The organism is Aeromonas hydrophila subsp. hydrophila ATCC 7966 (assembly GCF_000014805.1).
Taxonomy (GTDB): Bacteria; Pseudomonadota; Gammaproteobacteria; order Enterobacterales; family Aeromonadaceae; genus Aeromonas; species Aeromonas hydrophila.
In genome coordinates this window covers 2,667,493-2,687,377 of sequence record NC_008570.1, presented here as the reverse complement: position 1 = coordinate 2,687,377, position 19,885 = coordinate 2,667,493, and the positions used below count along the sequence as shown (strand labels likewise).

Here is a 19,885-nt window from a genome sequence, read left to right as displayed (position 1 = left end):
ATGGTCTGGTGATCTGGGGGCTGGTCTGGTCCGGTCCGCATCTTCGTGAGATGAGGGGAGCAGGCTGCAGTGAATACCGCAGGCGCATCAAGAGCCTGGATGAACGCATGGTCAGGCAGGCTGCGTGACACCGGCTTGTATAAGCTGCACGCGTTACGGGCTAGCCAATTGCCGGTTGCCGTTCGGGGGGGATGACGAGATATGAGGGGAATAGGAGGGATGGGGAGCAGGGCCGGTATTTGGCGAGTGGTTTGCCGGCCAACATGCCTGTGCATGCTCGCCTACAGGAGAGTCATCATCTGCTGCTGTTGGCACCATAAAAAATGCCAGCCGGTTACCCGGCTGGCATGTTTGCTGGCATGGCCGAGTGTCAGCCGAGCAGTTGGTAGAGGATGGCGGAGATGGCCGTCATTCCCATCACAGCCACGAAGACGTTGCTGATATGGCCCTGATACTTAGCCATGGCCGGCACGCGCTTGATGGCGTACATCGGCATGATGAACAGGATAGTGGCGATGATGGGGCCGCCCATCGACTCGATCATGCCGAGGATGGAGGGGTTGATCACCGCGGTACCCCACAGGGTCAGGATGAAGAAGGCGATGATAAACATCTCGACCTTCTTGTGGTTCGGCTCCTTGCCGGATTTGCGCAGGTTCTGGACGATCATCCCCTTCAGGCCTTCACGGGCCCCCAGGTAGTGGCCGAAGAAGGAGGAGACGATGGCCACGAATGCCACCAGCGGGCCGAAGTAGGAGATGATGGGGCTGGCGTGCTGGTTGGCCAGGTAGGAGAGCACGGCGATGTTCTGGGACTTGGCTTCTGCCAGTTGCGCCGGGGTCAGGCTCATCACGCAGGAGAAGACGAAGAACATCACGAAGCCGAGCAGGATGGTGGCGGTGCGCTTGAGGATGGCGTCAGACTTCTCGACCGCGTGCTCGCCGTGATCGCGGCGCTGGGCCAGCGAGAAGCTGGAGATGGCCGGGCTGTGGTTGAAGGAGAACACCAGCACCGGAATGGTCAGCCACAGGGTGATGGCAAAGTCCTTGCCGGACGGCATCTGGGAGAGGGCCGCGCCGGTCCAGTCCGGGATCAGGTAGAAGGAGATCCCCACCAGGATGGCGATGAGCGGGTAGACCAGGAACTCGGTCACCTTCAGCATCAGTTTTTCACCGGCCAGCATCACCGACATCATGCCCATGATCAGCACGATGGAGAGGATCCAGCGCGGGGGTGCCGTCATCTGCAACTGGTTGACCATGAAGCTCTCAACCGTGTTGGTGATGCCCACCCCGTAGATCAGCACGATGGGGTAGATGGCGAAGAAGTAGAGCAGGGTGATTAATTTGCCGGCTCCCACGCCGAAGTGCTCTTCCACCACTTCCGTGATGTCGGCATCGGGTCTGCTGGAGGAGAGTACGAAGCGGGCGAGGCCGCGGTGGGCCAGGTAGGTCATGGGGCCAACCAGCAGCGCCATCACCACCAGTGGCCAGAAGCCACCCATGCCGGCGTTGATGGGCAAAAACAGAATGCCGGCGCCGACGGCGGTGCCGAACAGGCTGATCACCCAGCTGGTGTCTTGTTTGGTCCAACCACGTGATTGGATGGAGCGGGTTCCTTGCTCCTGTGAGGTCGCAACGTCCTGTGCGCCGGTGACAGTATTAGACATGTGTCTCACCCCGAATTGTGGTTTTTATTGAATCGGCGCAAGGATACGGTTTTTTTAATCAAAAATGTTGATCAAATTCACCTTTATGGGGCTCAAACCCGCATTCTTTTGTGGAAATGTGATCGAAAGAAGAATTAATCAATTATTTTTTATAAAAACCTACGTTAGTTTAATGTTAATGCACGAATGTTGCACAATCTTTTGTAGGCAAAATGTTATATGGCAAGTTGCCGAGAGAGTTGGCGGATCATGCTGGCGGTGGCGCCCCAGATGAAGTGGTGCTGCCAGGGGATCCAGTAGATGGTGTGCAGGTGATCGGCTCTGGGAATGGTGAGTGCGATATGGTGGCGTGGATCCAGCAGGTGGTTGAGCGGCACCTCAAAAGCCTGGTCGACCTCGTCCCGGCTCAGGGTGAGCTGATAGTCGGCCGTGACCAGCCCCAGCACCGGCAGCACGTCGTATTGGGAGACGGTGTTGAGGGGCGTGAGGGTGCCCAGCACCTCTATCTGGGCAGGGACGATGCCGAGCTCTTCCTGGGTTTCCCGCAGCGCCGTGTGGATCAAGTCCCGGTCGTCCGGATCCTGCCTGCCGCCGGGGAAGCTTATCTGCCCTGCGTGGTGGCGCAGGTGCGGGCTGCGTCGGGTCAGCAGCAGTTGCAGGCCGTCGGCCCGCTCGACCAGCGGCAGCAGCACGGCGGCGGGCTTGAGCCCGGCCACCGTCAGCCGGTGGGCGGGGGCAGGGCGTTGCAATAAAAAGCGGGTCAGCAGTTCGGCACGTTCCATCTCGATTCTTCTTCGCTCCAGTTGCTGTGATCCATTTTGTCAGGTTTTCAACGCAGTGTGTCCAGCAGCGGCAGAATGCGGGCCACCTTGTCATAGGTTTCCTGATATTCGTCGTCCACGTCGGAGTCGGCAATGACGCCGCCACCGGCCCAGCAGTGGAGCTGGCCCTGTGCGGCGATCAGGGTGCGGATGCAGATGCTGGTATCCATCCGGCCATGCTGGCTCAGATAGCCGATGCTGCCGCAGTAGGCGTTGCGCCGCTGGGGCTCCAGCTCTTCGATGATCTCCATGGCCCGGATCTTGGGGGCGCCGGTGATGGAGCCGCCGGGGAAACAGGCGCGCAGCAGGTCCACCGCCTGCCACTGCGCATCTAGCTCGCCGTGGATGGTGGACACCAGGTGATGCACCGCCGGAAAGGACTCTACCGCAAACAGGCTGGGCACGCTGACCGAGCCGGGTCGACTCACCCGGCCGATGTCGTTGCGCAGCAGATCCACGATCATCAAATTCTCCGATCTGTCCTTGTCGGCGCCAGCCAGCTCGAGGGCGCTGGCCTGATCCAGCGCTGGGTCGGCCAGCCGCGGGCGGGTGCCCTTGATGGGCTTGGTCTCGATATGGCGCTGGTCGAGCAACAGGAAACGCTCGGGGGAGAGGCTCAATATGGCCCCTTTCGGCAAGCGCAGGAAGGCCGAGAAGGGGACGCGATTAGCCTGTGACAGTGCCTGATAGGCCTGCCACTCGTCGCCCCGATAGGGTGCGCTGAAGCGTTGGGTCAGGTTGATCTGATAGCAGTCCCCGGCGGCCAGATAGGCCTGGACCTTGGCAAACTTGTCACCGTATTGCGCGCGGCTCATGTTGCTCTGCCATTTTCCCTGAAGCGCAAAGGGCTCAGTGGCGGTGGCCTGCTGCGCCTCAAGCCACTGCAGGCGGCGGGCAAGACCGGCTTCATCGCCCCAGTGCACCAGTTGCCACTGGCCCGTTGCCACGTCCCGCAGCAGGGCCCAGTCATAGATGCCGACCGCCATGTCCGGGATGGTCACGTCACGGGCGGCCAGGCTCGGCAGACGCTCGAAACGGCGGCCCAGATCATAACCAAACAGGCCGAGTGCTCCGCCGATGAAGGGCAGGGGCGTCGCTTGATTGATGACCTCTCCCAGCAGGGCGTGTTGGCGTTGGGCCAGCAGCATCAACGGATCATCTTCACGGGATTCGTGCTGATCTCCCTGCGCGATGCGGGTCAGCGCTCCCTCGGTCTGCAAAGTGGCCAGCGGATCGGCGGTGATGATGTCAAAGCCGTTGTCCGCTCCCAGCGGGCCGGCGGATTCCAGCAACATGGCCCAGGGCAGATGATGAAGGCGTGCGAACAGGGCATGGAGCGCCATCTGGTGATCAAAATGGTGGATATGCAGCGTTGGTTTCATTTTTTGTTACACAGGCAACAGTTTACAGCCTGCTCCCTAGCCGGTACGGGGGTGGCAAGCGTATCATAGCCGCCGGAATTTTTAGAAAAAACACGCCGTTGTCTTATCGGGCCGACAGGCAAGCCGCCTGGCACCACCCCACCGAAGCACGGCTCATATGGAAGCCCTTGCTCTGCATCGAGCCGGAGACAAGGACCAGTGAGGATGATATGAGCATCATTAAAAAACAGGATTTTATCGATTCCATCGCCGACGCCCTGCAGTACATCTCCTACTACCACCCCCTCGATTTCGTGCAGGCCGCCAAGGCAGCCTATGACCGCGAGATCAACCCGGCCGCCAAGGATGCCCTGGCCCAGATCCTGATCAACTCCCGCATGTCTGCCGAAGGGCATCGCCCCCTGTGTCAGGATACCGGCATCGTCACCTGCTTCGTCAAGATCGGCATGCAGGTGCAGTGGGACAGCGACATGACGGTGCAGGAGATGGTGGACGAGGGCACCCGCCGTGCCTACACCAATCCGGACAACCCGCTGCGCGCCTCCGTGCTGGCCGACCCTGCCGGCAGTCGCAAGAACACCAAGGACAACGCCCCGGCCGTGGTGCACATCGACATGATCCCGGGTGACAAGGTGGAAGTGAGCATCGCGGCCAAGGGCGGCGGCTCCGAGAACAAGTCCAAGATGGTGATGCTCAACCCCTCCGACGACGTGGTCGAGTGGGTGCTCAAAACTGTGCCGACCATGGGCGCCGGCTGGTGTCCACCCGGCATGCTGGGGATCGGCATCGGCGGTACAGCCGAGAAGGCGGCTGTACTGGCCAAAGAAGCCTTGATGGAGCATATCGACATTCAGGAGCTGATCGCCCGTGGCCCGCAAACCACCGAAGAGAAGCTGCGGGTCGAGCTCTATGACAAGGTCAACAAGCTGGGGATCGGTGCCCAGGGGCTCGGCGGTCTCACTACCGTGCTGGATGTGAAGGTGAAATCTGCGCCGACCCACGCCGCTTCCAAGCCGGTGGTGATGATCCCCAACTGCGCGGCGACCCGTCACGTGCACTTCGAACTGGACGGCTCCGGCCCGGCCGAGCTGACTCCGCCGAAGCTGGAAGATTGGCCGGAGATCACCCGCTCGGCCGGCGGCAACGTGCGCCGTGTCAATGTCGACGGCATCACCAAGGCAGAGCTTGCCAGCTGGAAGAGCGGGGATACCGTGCTGCTCTCCGGCAAGATCCTGACCGGTCGCGACGCCGCTCACAAACGTATTGCCGACATGCTGAAAAAAGGCGAGGGGCTGCCGGAAGGGGTCGACTTCACCAACCGCTTCATCTATTACGTCGGCCCGGTCGATGCCGTGCGTGACGAAGTGGTCGGTCCAGCCGGCCCGACCACCTCCACCCGGATGGACAAGTTCACCGACATGATGCTGGGAGAAACTGGCCTCATCGGCATGATCGGTAAATCCGAGCGAGGCCTCAAGACGGTCGAGAGCATCAAGCAGCACCAGGCTGTCTATCTGATGGCCGTCGGCGGCGCCGCCTATCTGGTGGCCAAGGCGATCAAGAAGGCGCGGGTAGTGGCCTTTGCCGACCTGGGTATGGAAGCCATCTATGAGTTCGAGGTGGAAGACATGCCGGTGACTGTGGCGGTTGACTCTCAAGGCAACAATATCCATGAGACAGGCCCGGCTTACTGGTCTGCCAAGATTGCCGAGCTCGACGGCAAGCTGGCGTGAGCGAAAGCTGTTTGATGGCTGTTCACGCGTGCTCTTGAGACTTGTCTCGAAGCTCAGTGTGAACGGACACGGCGCGTGACAGTTATCGATACCACCGTTATACCGCTGCAGCCATAGCAGACAAAACGAAGGCGACCCCAGGGTCGCCTTCTCTTTTGGCTTGCGTGCAGTCGCATTAGCGCCAACTGCCAACTGCCAACTGCCAACTGCCAACTGCCAACTGCCAACTGTGCTCAGTGCGAGGGGCTCTGCACCTTGCTTTCATGTCGGCTTCCACTTCCGTCTGTCGGCTGGCACTTGCCTGATGGCTGCAAGGCTCTTGTCACTCAGTGATTGCTGGGCTGTTCAGCGCTTACCGAAAAGCCCGTTCAACTCAGCAGCCAATCCTAGAAGGCGTCTCCTCGCACTCTTGGCACCTGTCAGTGGTTGAGATAGACATCTTGCCCGCCATAGACCAGTGAACCACTGTGGACAGGAGAGGATGCGGCCGGCTCGAAGAAACGGGTCAGTACCCCGCAGCGTTGCCCCAACTTGCTCAACTTGGCGCGATCCAGCATGACCTGCTCCGGCAGCCAGGTCAGCACGGCGGCGCAGCGGCCGTTGCCCAGACTCTGTTCCAGCGTACGTTGCCAGTTTTTGATCTTGGGGCTGTGCAGCACCAATACTCTGGCGGGATTGATCCCCTGTGCCTGCAGCTGCTTGGCTATTGGCAGGCCGGGTGGCGCAATCAACAGGATCCAGCCGGTATCGCCATGGCTCAGTCTCACCAGCTCATCAAGCAGCGGGGCTTCATGGGCAATCGTTGCGCTATAACGCTCATCATCCATGTTGCCTTGATGCCGGGTGGGCCAAGGATTGCTCATACCGGCTGAGGTGGTGATTGGGTGCTGACTCATGGGCTGGCTCATATGTTTGTCCTGTATGAATAACCATGCTGTATACACATACAGTAGTTGCTGTTGGTGTCAGTGACAAGCCATTTGTGCTCTAAAATGTGATCGAATTGGCAGTGATTCAATCTATATTGTTGATTACAAAGGTTATTTATTTAATGTTGGCGGTGGGTGTTTTTTAGCCTATGGACAAAGCAGGAGGGGACGCCCATGGTTATACAGTATGTCTTGCACAGAGGAGAGATGAGATGGACGTCAGCACCTTGCAACGACTGGATGCCAATATCCTGCTCGGGATCATCAATGAGAAGCTGCGGCTGGAGTGTGACGGGCTGGAAGAGTTGTTGGCCTACTACGACATGACGGAAGATCAGCTGGCTACCCGCTTATTGCAGATAGGCTATCACTATGACCCCATAAGCAACCAGTTCAAAGCCCATGGTTGACCCGCAGAAATCAACCGAACAGCCTTGGTCTTTGCTTTTCATGAACGGCGCACATTGAAATCGTTTTCAATGTGCGCTGAATTTTCAGTTATTTTCAAGGATTTTCAGCACTTGGCAATCATTGAAAACCTATTCACGTATTTATATTTTCATGAAGATATTAACTGTATGATTTTTAATGAAATTAAAGATTCATAATGGCAGGTTTCAGGAAAGGGTTTTCAAGCTTGAACTGTCATTTTTATGCGTTAAAGTGTGACTTGCGTTAACTTTTAAACCATCGGCTTTAGCTAGTATGCCCACGCCGGAACATATTCTGAGATAACAACAGCGCCGGTCCCTGATGGGATAACAATTTATTATTCTGTAACGAAGGAAATGGTTTATGGCTACCAAGAAGAAGACAGACCAGGATCTCCAACTGGATAAAGATCAGCTCAAGGCGAGTATCGTGCGTCACCTGCGTTCTACCTTGGGTACAAGCGAACAGAAAGCCTCGCCAGAAGCGTGGTGGAAAGCGACCGCAGCCGCCGTCAACGAACAGGTGTACGAGCGCCTGACCCGCACTCAGCAGACCCACTTCAAGAAAGATACTCGTGCGATTCACTATCTCTCTGCTGAATTCCTGATGGGGCGTTTGACCTCCAACAACCTGCACAACCTCTCCCTGTACAAAGTTTGCGAAGAGGCGCTGGGTGAACTCGGTCTGGAACTGACCGATCTGTGTGAACAAGAGCCCGACATGGCGCTCGGCAACGGCGGTCTGGGCCGTCTGGCCGCCTGCTTCATCGATTCCCTGGCGACCCTGAACTACCCGGCAGTCGGGTATGGTATTCACTACGAGCACGGCCTGTTCCGTCAGGAAATTCAGGATGGCCGCCAGATTGAGCGTCCCGACTCCTGGCGTGAATATGGCAACCCCTGGGAGATCTGCCGCCCGGAGTCCGTGCAGGAGATCCCGCTCTATGGCTATGTCGAGACCGTCTTTGGCGACAACGGTGGCCTCAAGAAGGTGTGGCACGCCGGCCGCAAGATCAAAGGGGTGCCTTGGGATATCCCGGTGGTCGGCTTTGGCGGCCATACCGTCAACATCCTGCGCCTGTGGGAATCCCGCGCCTCCGAGTTCTTTGACTGGGACGTGTTCAACGCGGGTGGCTATATCGATTCCCAGGCGGAGAAAGCCCAGGCCGAGACCATCTCCAAGGTGCTCTATCCGAACGATGAGACCGATGCGGGCAAAGAGCTGCGCCTGATCCAGCAGTATTTCTTCTGTGCCTGCTCCATCAAGGACATCATGCGTCGCTACAAGCGGGTGCATGGCGCCGATTTCAGCAACTTTGCCGCCCAGATTGCCATCCAGCTCAACGATACCCACCCCACCGTGGCCATCCCGGAACTGATGCGGGTGCTGGTGGACGAAGAGGGGCTGACCTGGGACGCGGCCTGGGCCATCAGCTATCAGGTCTTCTCCTACACCAACCACACCCTGCTGCCGGAAGCGCTGGAGAAGTGGTCGGTCAGTTTGTTCGAGAAGGTGCTGCCCCGTCATCTTGAGGTGATCTACGAGATCAACGCCCGCTTCCTGAGCGAGCTGGTGGAGCCCAAGTGGCCGGGTAACGACGCCATCAAGGCCAAGCTCTCCATCATCGAAGAGGGTGATGTACGCAAGGTGCGCATGGGTAACCTGTGTGTCATCGGCTCCTCCAAGGTCAACGGCGTGGCCGAGATCCACTCCAAACTGGTGAAGGAAGACCTGTTCCCCGAGTATGCCGAGTTGTGGCCCCAGAAGATGTGCAACGTCACCAACGGGGTGACCCCGCGTCGCTGGCTGCTGGCTTGCAACCCGGAACTGGCCGAGCTTTACAACGAGGTGGTGGGCAAAGAGTGGCCGCTGCAGCTCGACAAGCTGCGCAGCGTGGTCAAGTTTGCCGACGACAAGGCGTTCCAGCAGCAGTTCATGACCATCAAGCGCCACAACAAGGAGAAGCTGGTCAAGGTGATCAAGGCCGAAACCGGCATCGAGGTGAGCTCGGAGGCGATCTTTGACGTCCAGATCAAGCGTCTGCACGAGTACAAGCGTCAACAGCTGAACCTCATCCATATCATGGCGCTCTACCGTCGCCTGCTGGCCAACCCCGACTATGACATGCATCCGCGGGTGTTCATCTTCGGCTCCAAGGCTGCGCCCGGTTACAAGCTGGCCAAAGACATCATCTACGCCATCAACAAGCTGGCGGAGCGGGTCAACAACGATGCGCGCATCCAGGGCAAGCTGAAAGTGGTGTTCATGCCGAACTACCGCGTCAGCCTGGCCGAGAAGCTGATCCCGGCGGCTGATGTCTCCGAGCAGATCTCCACCGCCGGCTATGAAGCCTCCGGTACCGGCAACATGAAGATGGCGCTCAACGGTGCCATCACCATCGGTACGCTGGACGGCGCCAACATCGAGATCGCCGAAGAGGCGGGAGCCGAGAACTGTGCCATCTTCGGTCTGAACGTGGACGAGGTGAAGGCATTGAAGGGGCGCGGCTACAACCCGTACGACTTCTACTATGCCAACTCCGAGCTCAAGGCCGTGCTGGACTGGTTTGATACTGACTACTTCACGCCGGGTCGTCCGGGCGAGCTCTCCTCCATCAAGCGTTCCTTGCTGGAAGGGGGGGACCCCTACCTGACCCTGGCCGATTTCGCCTCCTACTCGGAAGCCCACAAGCTGATCGATACCTGGTATCGGGATCCGGCCCTGTGGGCGAAGAAGGCCATCATCAACTCGGCCACCATGGGCAAATTCAACTCCGATCGCTCCATCCAGGACTATGTGGATCGCATCTGGCAACTGAAACCCTGCAGCATCGGCTGATGAGACGGTAAACCAGCAGACCCCCGCCATGCGGGGGTTTTTTATTTTACGTGGGTGGTTGTTGGTGGGAGGCTGCGCGGAAAAGAGAGCCCAGAGGGAAACGTCAAACCAGAACCGTCAAAATACGGCTCTTCTAGTCGAGAAGGGGACTGTTACAGGTGGTGACTGGGTGAGAAGGGGGGCCGTCTGGCCGAGACTGCATGCAGAAGAGCCAATAAAAAGGCCCCGTCAGGGGCCTTGGTACTCGGCATATCAGTGCAGTATGTCACCCATGAAGTAGGCGAGCAGGGTCAGAATGACGGTGAAGACCAGGTTCAGCACCAGGCCGGCCCGCATCATCTCACGCTGCTTGATATGGCCGCTGGCGAACACGATGGCGTTGGGCGGGGTGGCCACCGGCAGCATGAAGGCGCAGGAGGCACCGACGGCGATCAGCACGGAGACGACGATGGGCGATACACCCAGCGCCTGGGCTACCCCGGCAAACAGCGGCACCAGCAGGGCGGCAGTGGCGGTGTTGGAGACCAGCTCGGTCAGGAACACCACGAACGCGGCCAGACAGAGCAAGATGATGAAGATCGGCATGGTGGCCAGACCGTTGGAGAGGTGCTCCGCCAGGAAGGCGTTGGCCCCGGTCTGTTTGAGGATGGCGCTTAAGGTGAGGCCGCCACCAAACAGCATCAGCACACCCCAGTCGGTGTTCTGGTTGATGTCATCCCAGCTGGCCACCCGGCTGATGGCAATCGCCACGATGGCGCCCATGGCAATCAGGGTATCGAACTGGGGAATGCCTCCCAGAGCCTTGGCAATGGGCTGGGAGCCGATCCACAGCAGTACTGTGGTCAGGAAGATGAGCAAGGTGATCTTGCGTTGACCAGTCCACTGGATGGTGACCTGCTCGGTGCTGACCTGATGGGAGAGGTTGGGACGGGTCACCATATAAAGCAGGCCGATGCCCACCGGCATGAAGATGAGCACCACCGGGATGCCAAACTTCATCCAGTCGGTGAAACCCAGCCCCATCTGGGCGGCGGCGATGGCGTTGGGCGGGCTGCCGACCAGGGTGCCGATGCCGCCGATGCTGGCGCTGTAGGCGACCCCCAGCAGGACGAAGACCAGGGTGCGGCGCTCCTTGTGGGCATCGAGACCTTTCAGCATGCCGAGGGCCAGCGGCATCATCATGGCGGCGGTGGCGGTGTTGCTGATCCACATGGAGAGGGCGGCCGTGATGGTGAAGAGCACGATGGCGGCCCAGCCGAGGTGGCCCCTGGCAAGCTGCATCACCTTGGCGGCGATCTGGGTATCCAGCCCCTGTTTGGAGAGTGCAGCGGCCAGTGCAAAGCCGCCGAAGAACAGAAACAGCACCGGGTTGGCAAAGTCCGTCAGCGACTTGCTCATGTCAAAGACCCCGAGCAGGGTGGCAAGTACCGGGATGGAGAGGGCCGTGATGGTGATGTTGACTGCTTCAGTCAGCCAGAGGATGGCGATGAAGACCAGGATCCCCAGCCCCTTGTTGACGTTGGGGTCAAAGGGGAGCCAGGCCAGCATGGCACAGAGCAGCAACACATCCAGGATGACGATCCCGGATTTGATGTCCAGCCAGCGTGATGGGGTAGTGGAGGGTACTGCAGATGTGTGCATATTGTTCTCTCGGTTAATTTATGGTTGTTGTTGTGTTGCCGAGATTACATTCATCCCCCCGTTTGAAACAGGGGGAACTGGTCAAAGCATGCCGGGACTCACAGAGTCAAGGCAAACGAAAACATTAAATAAACATAAATTAAACATATCGGTATCATTTGTGGCCTAGATGAAGCTGTGCAACCACTCCTTGAACAGACTGGGAGGAAGGGAGCCACTGCGCTGTGCCAGCATCTTGCCCTGCTTGAAGACCATCAGGGTGGGAATGCTGCGAATGGCGTAACGGGCGGCAATGGCGGCTTGTTGCTCGGTATCGACCTTGACGAAGCGGAGTCTTGGTTCAAGTCCACTAGCAACTTGTTGAAAAACAGGTGAAAATTGAAGGCATGGCCCGCACCAGCTGGCCCAGAAGTCGACTACGACCGGGATGTCAGACTGGATCAGGGTATCGAACTGCTGCTCCTGGCCGTTGACCGGGGTGGTGGCGAACAGCCCGCTCTTGCAGCGGCCGCATTTCGCGTTTGAATCCACTTTTTCTTCAGGCAGGCGGTTCCTGGTGAAGCAATGGCTACAATAGGTAGTGATAAATGACATAATTGATTCCTGTATGCATAAGCCCTGCAACATCTTATTGCGCTGACAGGGCAGAGTAACGGTAACATAGTAGTCAGTTATCTTTCACAGCCAGTTATCCTGTGTCGACATGATGTCGGTGGATGCGTGGCCATGACATGAGAATCGAGACGGGATGAATAATGTGACACGGGTCAATCGTGTTGTGCTTAGCCTGATCATCGTATCGCTGCTGGGGTTTTCCGGCTATTGCTGGCAGCTGCTCAGCCAGCAGCAGAAGGCCTCCGAGCTCAGCGTTGCCGCAGAGTTGATCCTCAACCGGGTCAATACCGACACCGTCTATCTGCTTGGCCGCGAGAAGGCCAACGACGGCAACGTACAGCAACGTCTCAACCAGTTGTCGAGCAACCTCGACAGCTTCGTGCGTCAGGTGCGCAACGATCCAGACTCTGCCGACAATCCCCACTCCCAATCCCTGTTGCACGACATCGACAGCTATTTGCTCGACTTGGCCAAGCTTTATTCCATGGAGATGGCGATCGAGTACATAGAGCAGCCTTTTCAAAAACAGCTCAACGGCTTGCTTGCCACCCTGCCGGCAGACTCTCCGCTTGCCATCGACCTGACCGAGCTGGCCCAGCTCAGTCACTACCTCAAGCGCAGTTGGGACAAGGGCGAGCAGCTGCGGCTGCAGGCCCTGCAGCGCCGCCTCAAGACGGCCTATCCTTCCAATCCCGTAGTGGCAGGGCTGGCTCAGCTGAGCGAGGACGTCAGCCATCAGGTGGTGGAGTACCACGTGCTGCGCAACCAGGTGATCGACATGCACGAACTGGAGGGGCTGTCACTCTGGAAGCAGAGCAAGATGGAGCAGGCCTCCTCCCTCAAGAGCCGCTTCTATCTGATGGTATTGGGGGGGGCCATGCTCTGTTTCGGGCTGGTGGCGGTGACCCTGTGGCGGCGCAACCAGAAACTGAGCGAGCTGTCGCGCCAGACCGGCTTGCTGGCCCAGGCCAAGAGCGATTTTCTGGCCAACATGAGCCACGAGATCCGCACCCCCATGAACGCCATCATCGGGTTCAGCTCGCTGGCACTGCAGACCGAGCTGGATCAGCAGCAGCGGGATTACCTCAGCAAGATCAAATCCTCGTCGGATACCCTGCTGCTGCTCATCAACGACATTCTGGATCTGACCAAGGTGGAGTCCGGCAAGCTGACCCTGGAGGAGATCGACTTCGATCTGAGCGAGCAGATCGACTCGCTGGCTGGCATGTTTGCCGACCTGGCCGAGCGCAAGCAGGTCGAGGTCATCATCAACAAGTCGCCGGCCGTGCCGGATTTTCTGCGCGGCGATCCGCTGCGCCTCGGCCAGGTGCTGGTCAATCTGGTCAACAACGCCATCAAGTTTACCGAGCGGGGCGAGGTAGAAGTAGCCATCACCCTGGTCAACCAGCACCCCATGCAGGTGCGTTTCAGCGTGCGTGACACCGGCATCGGCATCGCCGAGGAGAAACAGGCCCAGCTGTTCCAGCCCTTCACCCAGCTGGAGGCAGGCAATACCCGCAAATACGGCGGCTCCGGGCTGGGTCTGAACATCTCCCAGCGTCTGGTCGAACTGATGGGGGGCCGGATCACGGTGCAGAGCAAGCCGGGAACGGGCTCGGTCTTCCAGTTCGAGATCCCCATGACCAAGGCTGTCTATGGCGTCTCCGGGCGTCGGGTCTTCTTCGAACATCAGCCGCTGGTGCTGGTGATGGATGACAACGAGCTGGTGCTGGATCTGGCCAAGGATATCCTGGGTCGGGCCGGAGCCAGGGTGATGGCGGTCAACAGCCTCTCCCGGGCCCGCCAGGTGCTGCGGGAAGAGGGGCAGAATATCCGGCTGGCCATTCTGGATTGGCGCATGGGGCAGGAAGACGGGCTGGATCTGGCACTCGAGATGTATCAGCACAGCCAGTGGCGCCGTCTGCCGATCCTGATGACCAGTGCCTGGGCCAAGGAGGGACTGCATGGGCGGATGGAGAGCATGGGATTGACCCACTTCCTGCCCAAGCCGATGACCGAAAATGCCCTGCTGGCCAAGGTGGACGAGCTGCTCAACGGCAGCTCCCACGATCAGCAGTTCCGCCAGGCCGAGGCGCAGGGGGATCAGCAGCATTTTCGCGATCTGCTGCAAGGCATCCGGGTACTGCTGGCCGAGGACAACCGGGTCAACCAGCAGCTCATCATCGAATACCTGCGCCGGGTCGATGCTCTGGTGACCGTGGTGGGCAACGGCCGGGAGGCGGTCGAGCGGGTGGCCGAGCAGCCTTTCGACGTGATCCTGATGGACTTGCAGATGCCGGTGCTGGACGGGCTGGATGCCACCCGCCAGATCCGCAAGATGGTCGACAAGCACGATGTTCCCATCATCGCACTGACCGCTAGCGCCATGCCGGGGGACAGGGAGCGTTGCCTCGGGGTCGGCATGAACGGCTATGTCACCAAGCCGGTCAGCAAGCTCGATCTCTACAACAACCTGCTGCAGTGGGTGAAGAGTGCCAGCGGCGAGCGGCGGGTGCCGCTCGAAGTGAAACCGCCCGATCTGATGGGAGTGCTGGATCTGGAGGATGCTCTCAGGCGGTTGGAGCAGGACAAGGAGGCGCTGCAGATCCTGTTCAAGCTGTTCATGTCGGAGCACAAGGACGACCTGTGGGAGATCCGCTCCGCCCTGCGTCGTCAGCAGCCCGATATCGCCTGCCGGTTGCTGCATACCCTCAAGGGGGTTTCCGCCAATATTTCCGCCTCCCGTCTACAGATCATGGCCGGTGAGCTGGAGTGGCGGTTGCGCCAGCAGGAGGAGCTGACCGAGCAGGATCTGGAGCAGTTGCAACAGGTGTTCAGTCTGACCCGGGAGGAGGTGTCCCATTTTCTGCTCACCGGGGAGCAGCATGAAACACCGTACGCCGGCTTCGGACAGCGTGATGATCGCTTGTTGTAACAGGTGAAATAGCAATAATTCTCAAGCCGCTTGCTTCAGGCTATCATGACCCCCTCGTATCGCCCCCAGCCGGGGGCGATTGCATTGAGTTTCCCCGTGATGGGCGCCGGCCCTGGGCCGGTCGCGACAAAGGATATCTACGTGAGCGTATTTGCAAGGCTGGGCTGGTTCTTCAAGGAGCAGTGGCGGCGTTACCTGATCGCCATCTCCCTGTTGATGATGGTGGCCCTGTTGACCGTGATCCCGCCCAAGGTAGTGGGCTGGGTGGTGGATGGCATCGCCAAAGGGTCCCTTGATAGTGCAACCCTGACGGGCTATCTGGCCGGGCTGTTCGGTCTTGGTCTGCTCATCTATCTGCTGCGCTATGTGTGGCGAGTCATGCTGTTTGGCGCCTCCTATCGGCTCGCCTATGTGCTGCGCAACCGGCTGTTCAGCCACTTCACCCGCATGAGCCCGGACTTTTATCAGCGCCACCGTACCGGTGATCTGATGGCCCACGCCACCAACGACATCCAGGCGGTGGAGATGACCGCGGGGGAAGGGGTGCTGACCCTGGTGGACTCCATCATCGTCGGGGTGCTGGTGCTCTCCATCATGTGCAGCCAGTACTCCTGGCAGCTGACCCTGCTCTCCCTGTTGCCGTTGCCGGTGATGGCGTTCTTCATGAACCGCTTCGGCACCCAGATCTACAAGGAGTTCAAGGCGGCGCAGGGAGCCTTCTCGCGGCTCAACAACAAGACCCAGGAGGCGCTCTCCGGCGTGCGGGTGCTCAAGTCCTATGCGGTGGAGTCGCTTGAAGATCGCGGCTTTGCCGAGCTGACCCGGGAGGCGGGCGCCTGCAACATGGCGGTGGCCCGCATCGATGCCAAGTTCGATCCCGTGATCTACCTCTGCATCGGCTGCTCCTACTTTCTGGCGGTGGCCGGCGGCAGCGCCCTGGTGCTGCGTGACGAGCTGACCCTGGGGGAGCTCACCAGCTTCACCATGTACCTCGGCCAGCTGATCTGGCCCATGTTCGCCATCGCCTGGTTGTTCAACATCATCGAGCGCGGCAGCGCCGCCTATTCGCGGATTGAAAGCCTGCTCGACGAGCGCAGCGACATCGAAGAGCCGGCCCATCCGGTGGCGCTGGCCTCGGCCTTTCCGCTGCGCGCCGTGGCGCTCAGCTACCAGCTCGAGCAGCGCACTCTGCTGCGCAATGTGGATTTCACCCTGCAAGCCGGCGGCATGCTCGGAGTCGTCGGGCGCACTGGCGCGGGCAAGAGTTCTCTGCTCAAGCTGTTGATGCGACTGGCCAACCCTACTGTGGGGGAGATCCGCATGGGGGAGGTGCCCATCTCGCAACTGGCGCTGGGTGAGCTGCGCGGTCAGTTTGCCTATGTGCCGCAGGAGCCGTTTCTCTTCTCCACCACCATTGCCGCCAACATCGCCCTCGGCCGCCCCGATGCCAGCCGGGAGGAGATTGAGCGGGTGGCGCGCATCGCCTGCGTGCACGACGACATCAGCCGTTTCCCCAAAGGCTATGAGACCGAAGTGGGGGAGAAGGGAGTGACCCTCTCCGGCGGTCAGAAACAGCGGCTCGCCATCGCTCGAGCCCTGCTGCTGGAGGCACCCATCCTGGTGCTCGACGATGCCCTCTCGGCGGTGGATGCCCACACCGAGCAGCAGATCCTGCATGCCCTCAAGGCCCACAAGCGTACCCTGATCCTGGTCAGCCACCGGATGACGGCGGTGGAGCAGGCCGACGAGATCCTGGTGCTGGAAGAGGGCCATGTCAGTGAGCGGGGTCGCCACGGCGCCCTGATGGCTCACAACGGCTGGTACGCCGACATGGTGCGTTACCAGCGTCTCGAGCAAGACGTGGAGGAGAGCCTGTGAGCCCACTCATCAAGAGTGCCTTCACTCTGTATGGCGCTGAGCCCGAGTGCTGGTATGTCGACCTGGGGCCTCATCATCAGCGGCTGAAACAAGACGTGGAGGAGCACCTGTGAACCCGACCATCAAACGACTGCTCGGGTACTGCGCCCGTTATCCACGCTGGCTCATTCAGGCGGGGATCTGCCTGCTGCTGGCCACCGGCGCCGAAGTGGCCGGTCCCTTGCTCATCAAGCTGTTCATCGATGACTATCTGGCGCCGCGCCAGCTGGTGTGGCCGGCCATCACGGCCATCGCCGCCGGCTATCTCGGCTTGCAGGTATTGTCTGCGGCCGGTTTCTACCTGCAGTCCCTGCGCTTCAACCGCATCGCCCAGGCGGTGGTGCAGCGGCTGCGCGAGCAGGTGTTTGCCACCGCCATCCGGCTGCCGGCCCGCTACTTTGACCAGCATCGCTCCGGTTCGCTCATCTCCCGCATCACCAACGACACCGAGGCGATCATGAACCTCTATGTGCAGGTGATCGGGCTGCTGGTGCAGAAGGTGGTGCTGCTGTGCGGCATCCTCATCTCCATGGCGCTGCTGGATCTGCGGCTGATGCTGGTGTGTGCCTGTCTGTTGCCGGCGGTGGGCGGCGTGATGTGGCTCTATCAGAAACTGAGCGTGCCCGTGGTGCGGGCGACCCGCAGCCTGCTCTCCGACATCAACAGCCGCCTCAACGAGTCGCTGCAGGGGATGCCGGTCATTCAGGCCATGGTGCAGGAGCGCCATTTCGCCAACGCTTTTGCCGAGGTGAATCAGCAGCACTGGGCGGCGCGCCTCAAGAGCCTCAAGATCAACGGCATCCTGCTGCGCCCGCTCATCGATCTCTTCTACATGATGGTGCTGATCGGCCTGTTGGCGCTGTTTGCCCGCGAGGGGCTGAGTGCGGAGGGTGCCATCCAGGTGGGGGTGCTCTACGCCTTCATCAGCTATCTGGGACGGATGATCGAGCCGCTCATCGAGATGACCAACCAGCTCAACCAGTTGCAGCAGGCCATGGTGGCCGGGGAGCGGGTCTTTGCCCTGCTCGATGAAGCGCGCGAGAGCACCGAGGGCGAGATGCGCCCGCTCCAGGGGCAGGTGAGCTTCGAGCGGGTGAGCTTCTCCTACGATGGCGAGCAGCAGGTGCTGCGGGACGTGAGCTTTACCGCCAAACCGGGCCAGATGCTGGCGCTGGTGGGCCATACCGGCAGCGGCAAGTCCACCATCATCAGCCTGCTGATGGGCTTCTACCCGCTGGATCAGGGCCTTATCCGCTTCGATGATCACCCGATGGCGAGCCTGTCGCTCTCGGCGGTGCGCCGCAGCATCGGGCTGGTACAGCAGGATCCCTTTATCTTCGTTGGGACGTTGGCGGAAAACCTGCGCCTTGGCCGCGACGGCATCGACGAGGCGCGCCTGTGGCAGGCGCTAACCGAGGTACAGCTGGCCGAGTTCGTGCTGAGCCTGCCGGAGGGCTTGAATACCCTGATGGAGGAGGGGGGCAAGAACCTCTCCGCCGGCCAGCGTCAACTGCTCTCCTTTGCCCGCGCCCTGGTGGGGGATCCGCGCATCCTCATTCTGGACGAGGCGACCGCCAGCGTGGACTCCCAGACCGAACTGGCCCTCTCTTCGGCGCTGGCGGCGGCACGGCGCGGTCGTACCACCATCGCCATCGCCCACCGCCTCTCGACCATCGTCGACGCGGACGAGATCCTGCTGCTCTCGCGCGGTCAGGTGAACGAGCGGGGTAGCCATGGCGAGCTGATGGCGCTGGGCGGTCATTATGCCCAGCTGTTCGAGATGCAGAGCCAGGGAGCCTGGCTGGAAGAGAAGCGGGCCTGATCGACCGCCACAGGAATGAGCAGAGGGAACCCGTGCGGTTCCCTCTTTTTTGATGAGGGGAAATGACGGCAAGCGTGATCCGCGTCCTTGTCGAACGCCAGCCATGCTGGCAACATGTTGTTTACATCAACTCATCGGATCAGTTCGCATATGGATTTGCAACGTTTGAAGGCCAACCTGGCGCTGCGGCTCTTTGCCTGGCGCTATATCCCTGTCATCGGATTTTGTGCCCCCGTCATCGAAGAGATGAGCGCCAAGACGCTGCGCATTCGCATTCCGCTCGGTTGGCGCACCCGCAACCACCTGGGCAGCATGTATTTCGGCGCGCTGGCCACCGGCGCCGATCTGGTGGGCGGTCTGCTGGTGATGGAGAAGGGGCGGCAGCGGCGCAAGAAGGTGCACTTCGCCTTCAAGGATGTGCAGGGGGAGTTTTTGAAACGGCCCGAGGGGGATGTGCAGTTTGACTGCGCGGCCGGGGAGGTGATCGACGCCATGATCGACGAGTCGCTGGCCAGCGGTCAGCGCATCAACCGCCCCATCCAGGTGGTGGCCACCTGTCCGTCGCTGAACGGGGATGAGGCGATGGCGCGCTTCGTGCTGACCCTGTCGATCAAAGCCAGCTGAATATCAAAGGGCGCGTTGGCGCCCTTATTCAAGCGAGGTCAGAGGATCTCCGGGCTGACGCCTTCTTTCACGACCACTTTCATGCCGTTGAAGTTGACCACTTGCTCGCCCACTGTGCTGGGTAGCACTTGCGTGGCAGAGCATAGGGATCAGAGGATCTCGGGGCTGATGCCTTCTTTCACCACCACCTTCATGTCGTTGAAGTTGGCCATCAGCTTGGCCACTGTGCTGGGTAGCGCTTGCGTGGCAGAGCGTCGGGATCAGAGGATCTCGGGGCTGACGCCTTCTTTCACGACCACTTTCATGCCGTTGAAGTTGACTACTTGCTCGGCCACGATCTTGCAGCGTTTGCGGGTCTCGACCTGACCGTCCACCTCTACCAGCCCTTCGGCGACCAGCGCCTTGGCCGCACCGCCACAATCGGCCCAACCCTGATGTTTGATAAGGTCGCACAAGGCAACGAAGGGGTGGCCTTCGAGCAGAAACGTCTCCATGGGAAATCCTCTAGTGGATGAATGGCTGAAACA

General features: G+C 60.0%; 14 protein-coding genes. 7 read left to right on the top strand and 7 right to left on the bottom strand.

Going from position 1 to position 19,885, the window contains the following annotated elements:
• Positions 1 to 370: 370 nt before the first annotated feature.
• From AHA_RS12310 to pabB, 3 genes are all read right to left on the bottom strand, one after another.
• Entirely contained in the window at positions 371 to 1,669 is a 1,299-nt protein-coding gene (locus tag AHA_RS12310) for a serine/threonine transporter (protein ID WP_011706270.1), read from the bottom strand.
• Between the two features lie 215 nt (positions 1,670 to 1,884).
• Positions 1,885 to 2,451, bottom strand: coding sequence for a CoA pyrophosphatase (locus tag AHA_RS12305; protein WP_011706269.1), 567 nt, complete (start codon positions 2,449 to 2,451; stop codon positions 1,885 to 1,887).
• A 47-nt stretch (positions 2,452 to 2,498) separates the two neighbouring features.
• Entirely contained in the window at positions 2,499 to 3,833 is a 1,335-nt protein-coding gene (pabB, locus tag AHA_RS12300) for an aminodeoxychorismate synthase component 1 (protein WP_164927797.1), read from the bottom strand.
• A 248-nt stretch (positions 3,834 to 4,081) separates the two neighbouring features.
• On the opposite strand from pabB, the gene AHA_RS12295 reads away from it, so the two are divergent.
• On the top strand, positions 4,082 to 5,605 hold the full coding sequence (locus AHA_RS12295) for a fumarate hydratase (protein ID WP_164927661.1): 1,524 nt from the start codon (positions 4,082 to 4,084) through the stop codon (positions 5,603 to 5,605).
• Between the two features lie 419 nt (positions 5,606 to 6,024).
• On the opposite strand, the gene AHA_RS12290 is transcribed toward AHA_RS12295, so the two are convergent.
• Positions 6,025 to 6,513 carry a cell division inhibitor gene (locus tag AHA_RS12290; RefSeq protein ID WP_164927660.1) on the bottom strand — a complete coding sequence of 163 codons (489 nt, stop codon included), beginning with the start codon at positions 6,511 to 6,513 and terminating at the stop codon, positions 6,025 to 6,027.
• 233 nt (positions 6,514 to 6,746) lie between these two features.
• On the opposite strand from AHA_RS12290, the gene AHA_RS12285 reads away from it, so the two are divergent.
• Both AHA_RS12285 and AHA_RS12280 read left to right on the top strand, forming a co-directional pair.
• Entirely contained in the window at positions 6,747 to 6,944 is a 198-nt protein-coding gene (locus AHA_RS12285; RefSeq protein WP_164927659.1) for a DUF4250 domain-containing protein, read from the top strand.
• A 385-nt stretch (positions 6,945 to 7,329) separates the two neighbouring features.
• Entirely contained in the window at positions 7,330 to 9,804 is a 2,475-nt protein-coding gene (locus tag AHA_RS12280) for a glycogen/starch/alpha-glucan phosphorylase (RefSeq protein WP_011706264.1), read from the top strand.
• A 252-nt stretch (positions 9,805 to 10,056) separates the two neighbouring features.
• On the opposite strand, the gene AHA_RS12275 is transcribed toward AHA_RS12280, so the two are convergent.
• Together AHA_RS12275 and trxC are read right to left on the bottom strand one after the other, a co-directional pair.
• Complete coding sequence (locus AHA_RS12275) at positions 10,057 to 11,445, bottom strand: SLC13 family permease (protein ID WP_011706263.1); 1,389 nt, start codon at positions 11,443 to 11,445, stop codon at positions 10,057 to 10,059.
• 165 nt (positions 11,446 to 11,610) lie between these two features.
• Positions 11,611 to 12,039 carry a thioredoxin TrxC gene (gene trxC / locus AHA_RS12270; RefSeq protein WP_011706262.1) on the bottom strand — a complete coding sequence of 143 codons (429 nt, stop codon included), beginning with the start codon at positions 12,037 to 12,039 and terminating at the stop codon, positions 11,611 to 11,613.
• Between the two features lie 154 nt (positions 12,040 to 12,193).
• On the opposite strand from trxC, the gene AHA_RS12265 reads away from it, so the two are divergent.
• The 4 genes from AHA_RS12265 to AHA_RS12250 all read left to right on the top strand — a co-directional run bounded on the left by AHA_RS12265 (position 12,194) and on the right by AHA_RS12250 (position 19,358).
• Positions 12,194 to 14,995: a response regulator gene (locus tag AHA_RS12265; protein ID WP_011706261.1), complete on the top strand. Its 2,802-nt coding sequence runs from the start codon at positions 12,194 to 12,196 to the stop codon at positions 14,993 to 14,995.
• A 141-nt stretch (positions 14,996 to 15,136) separates the two neighbouring features.
• Positions 15,137 to 16,873, top strand: coding sequence for an ABC transporter transmembrane domain-containing protein (locus tag AHA_RS12260; RefSeq protein ID WP_011706260.1), 1,737 nt, complete (start codon positions 15,137 to 15,139; stop codon positions 16,871 to 16,873).
• 109 nt (positions 16,874 to 16,982) lie between these two features.
• Positions 16,983 to 18,734 carry an ABC transporter transmembrane domain-containing protein gene (locus tag AHA_RS12255; RefSeq protein WP_011706258.1) on the top strand — a complete coding sequence of 584 codons (1,752 nt, stop codon included), beginning with the start codon at positions 16,983 to 16,985 and terminating at the stop codon, positions 18,732 to 18,734.
• Positions 18,735 to 18,884: 150 nt separating this feature from the next.
• The gene (locus AHA_RS12250) at positions 18,885 to 19,358 is read left to right on the top strand and encodes a DUF4442 domain-containing protein (RefSeq protein WP_164927658.1); all 474 of its coding nucleotides are present in this window, start codon (positions 18,885 to 18,887) and stop codon (positions 19,356 to 19,358) included.
• 260 nt (positions 19,359 to 19,618) lie between these two features.
• Here the strand turns inward: AHA_RS12250 and ybcJ are convergent, their stop codons facing one another.
• A complete protein-coding gene (ybcJ, locus tag AHA_RS12240; RefSeq protein WP_010674882.1) occupies positions 19,619 to 19,852 on the bottom strand; it encodes a ribosome-associated protein YbcJ in 234 nt (77 codons plus the stop codon).
• Positions 19,853 to 19,885 lie beyond the last annotated feature (33 nt).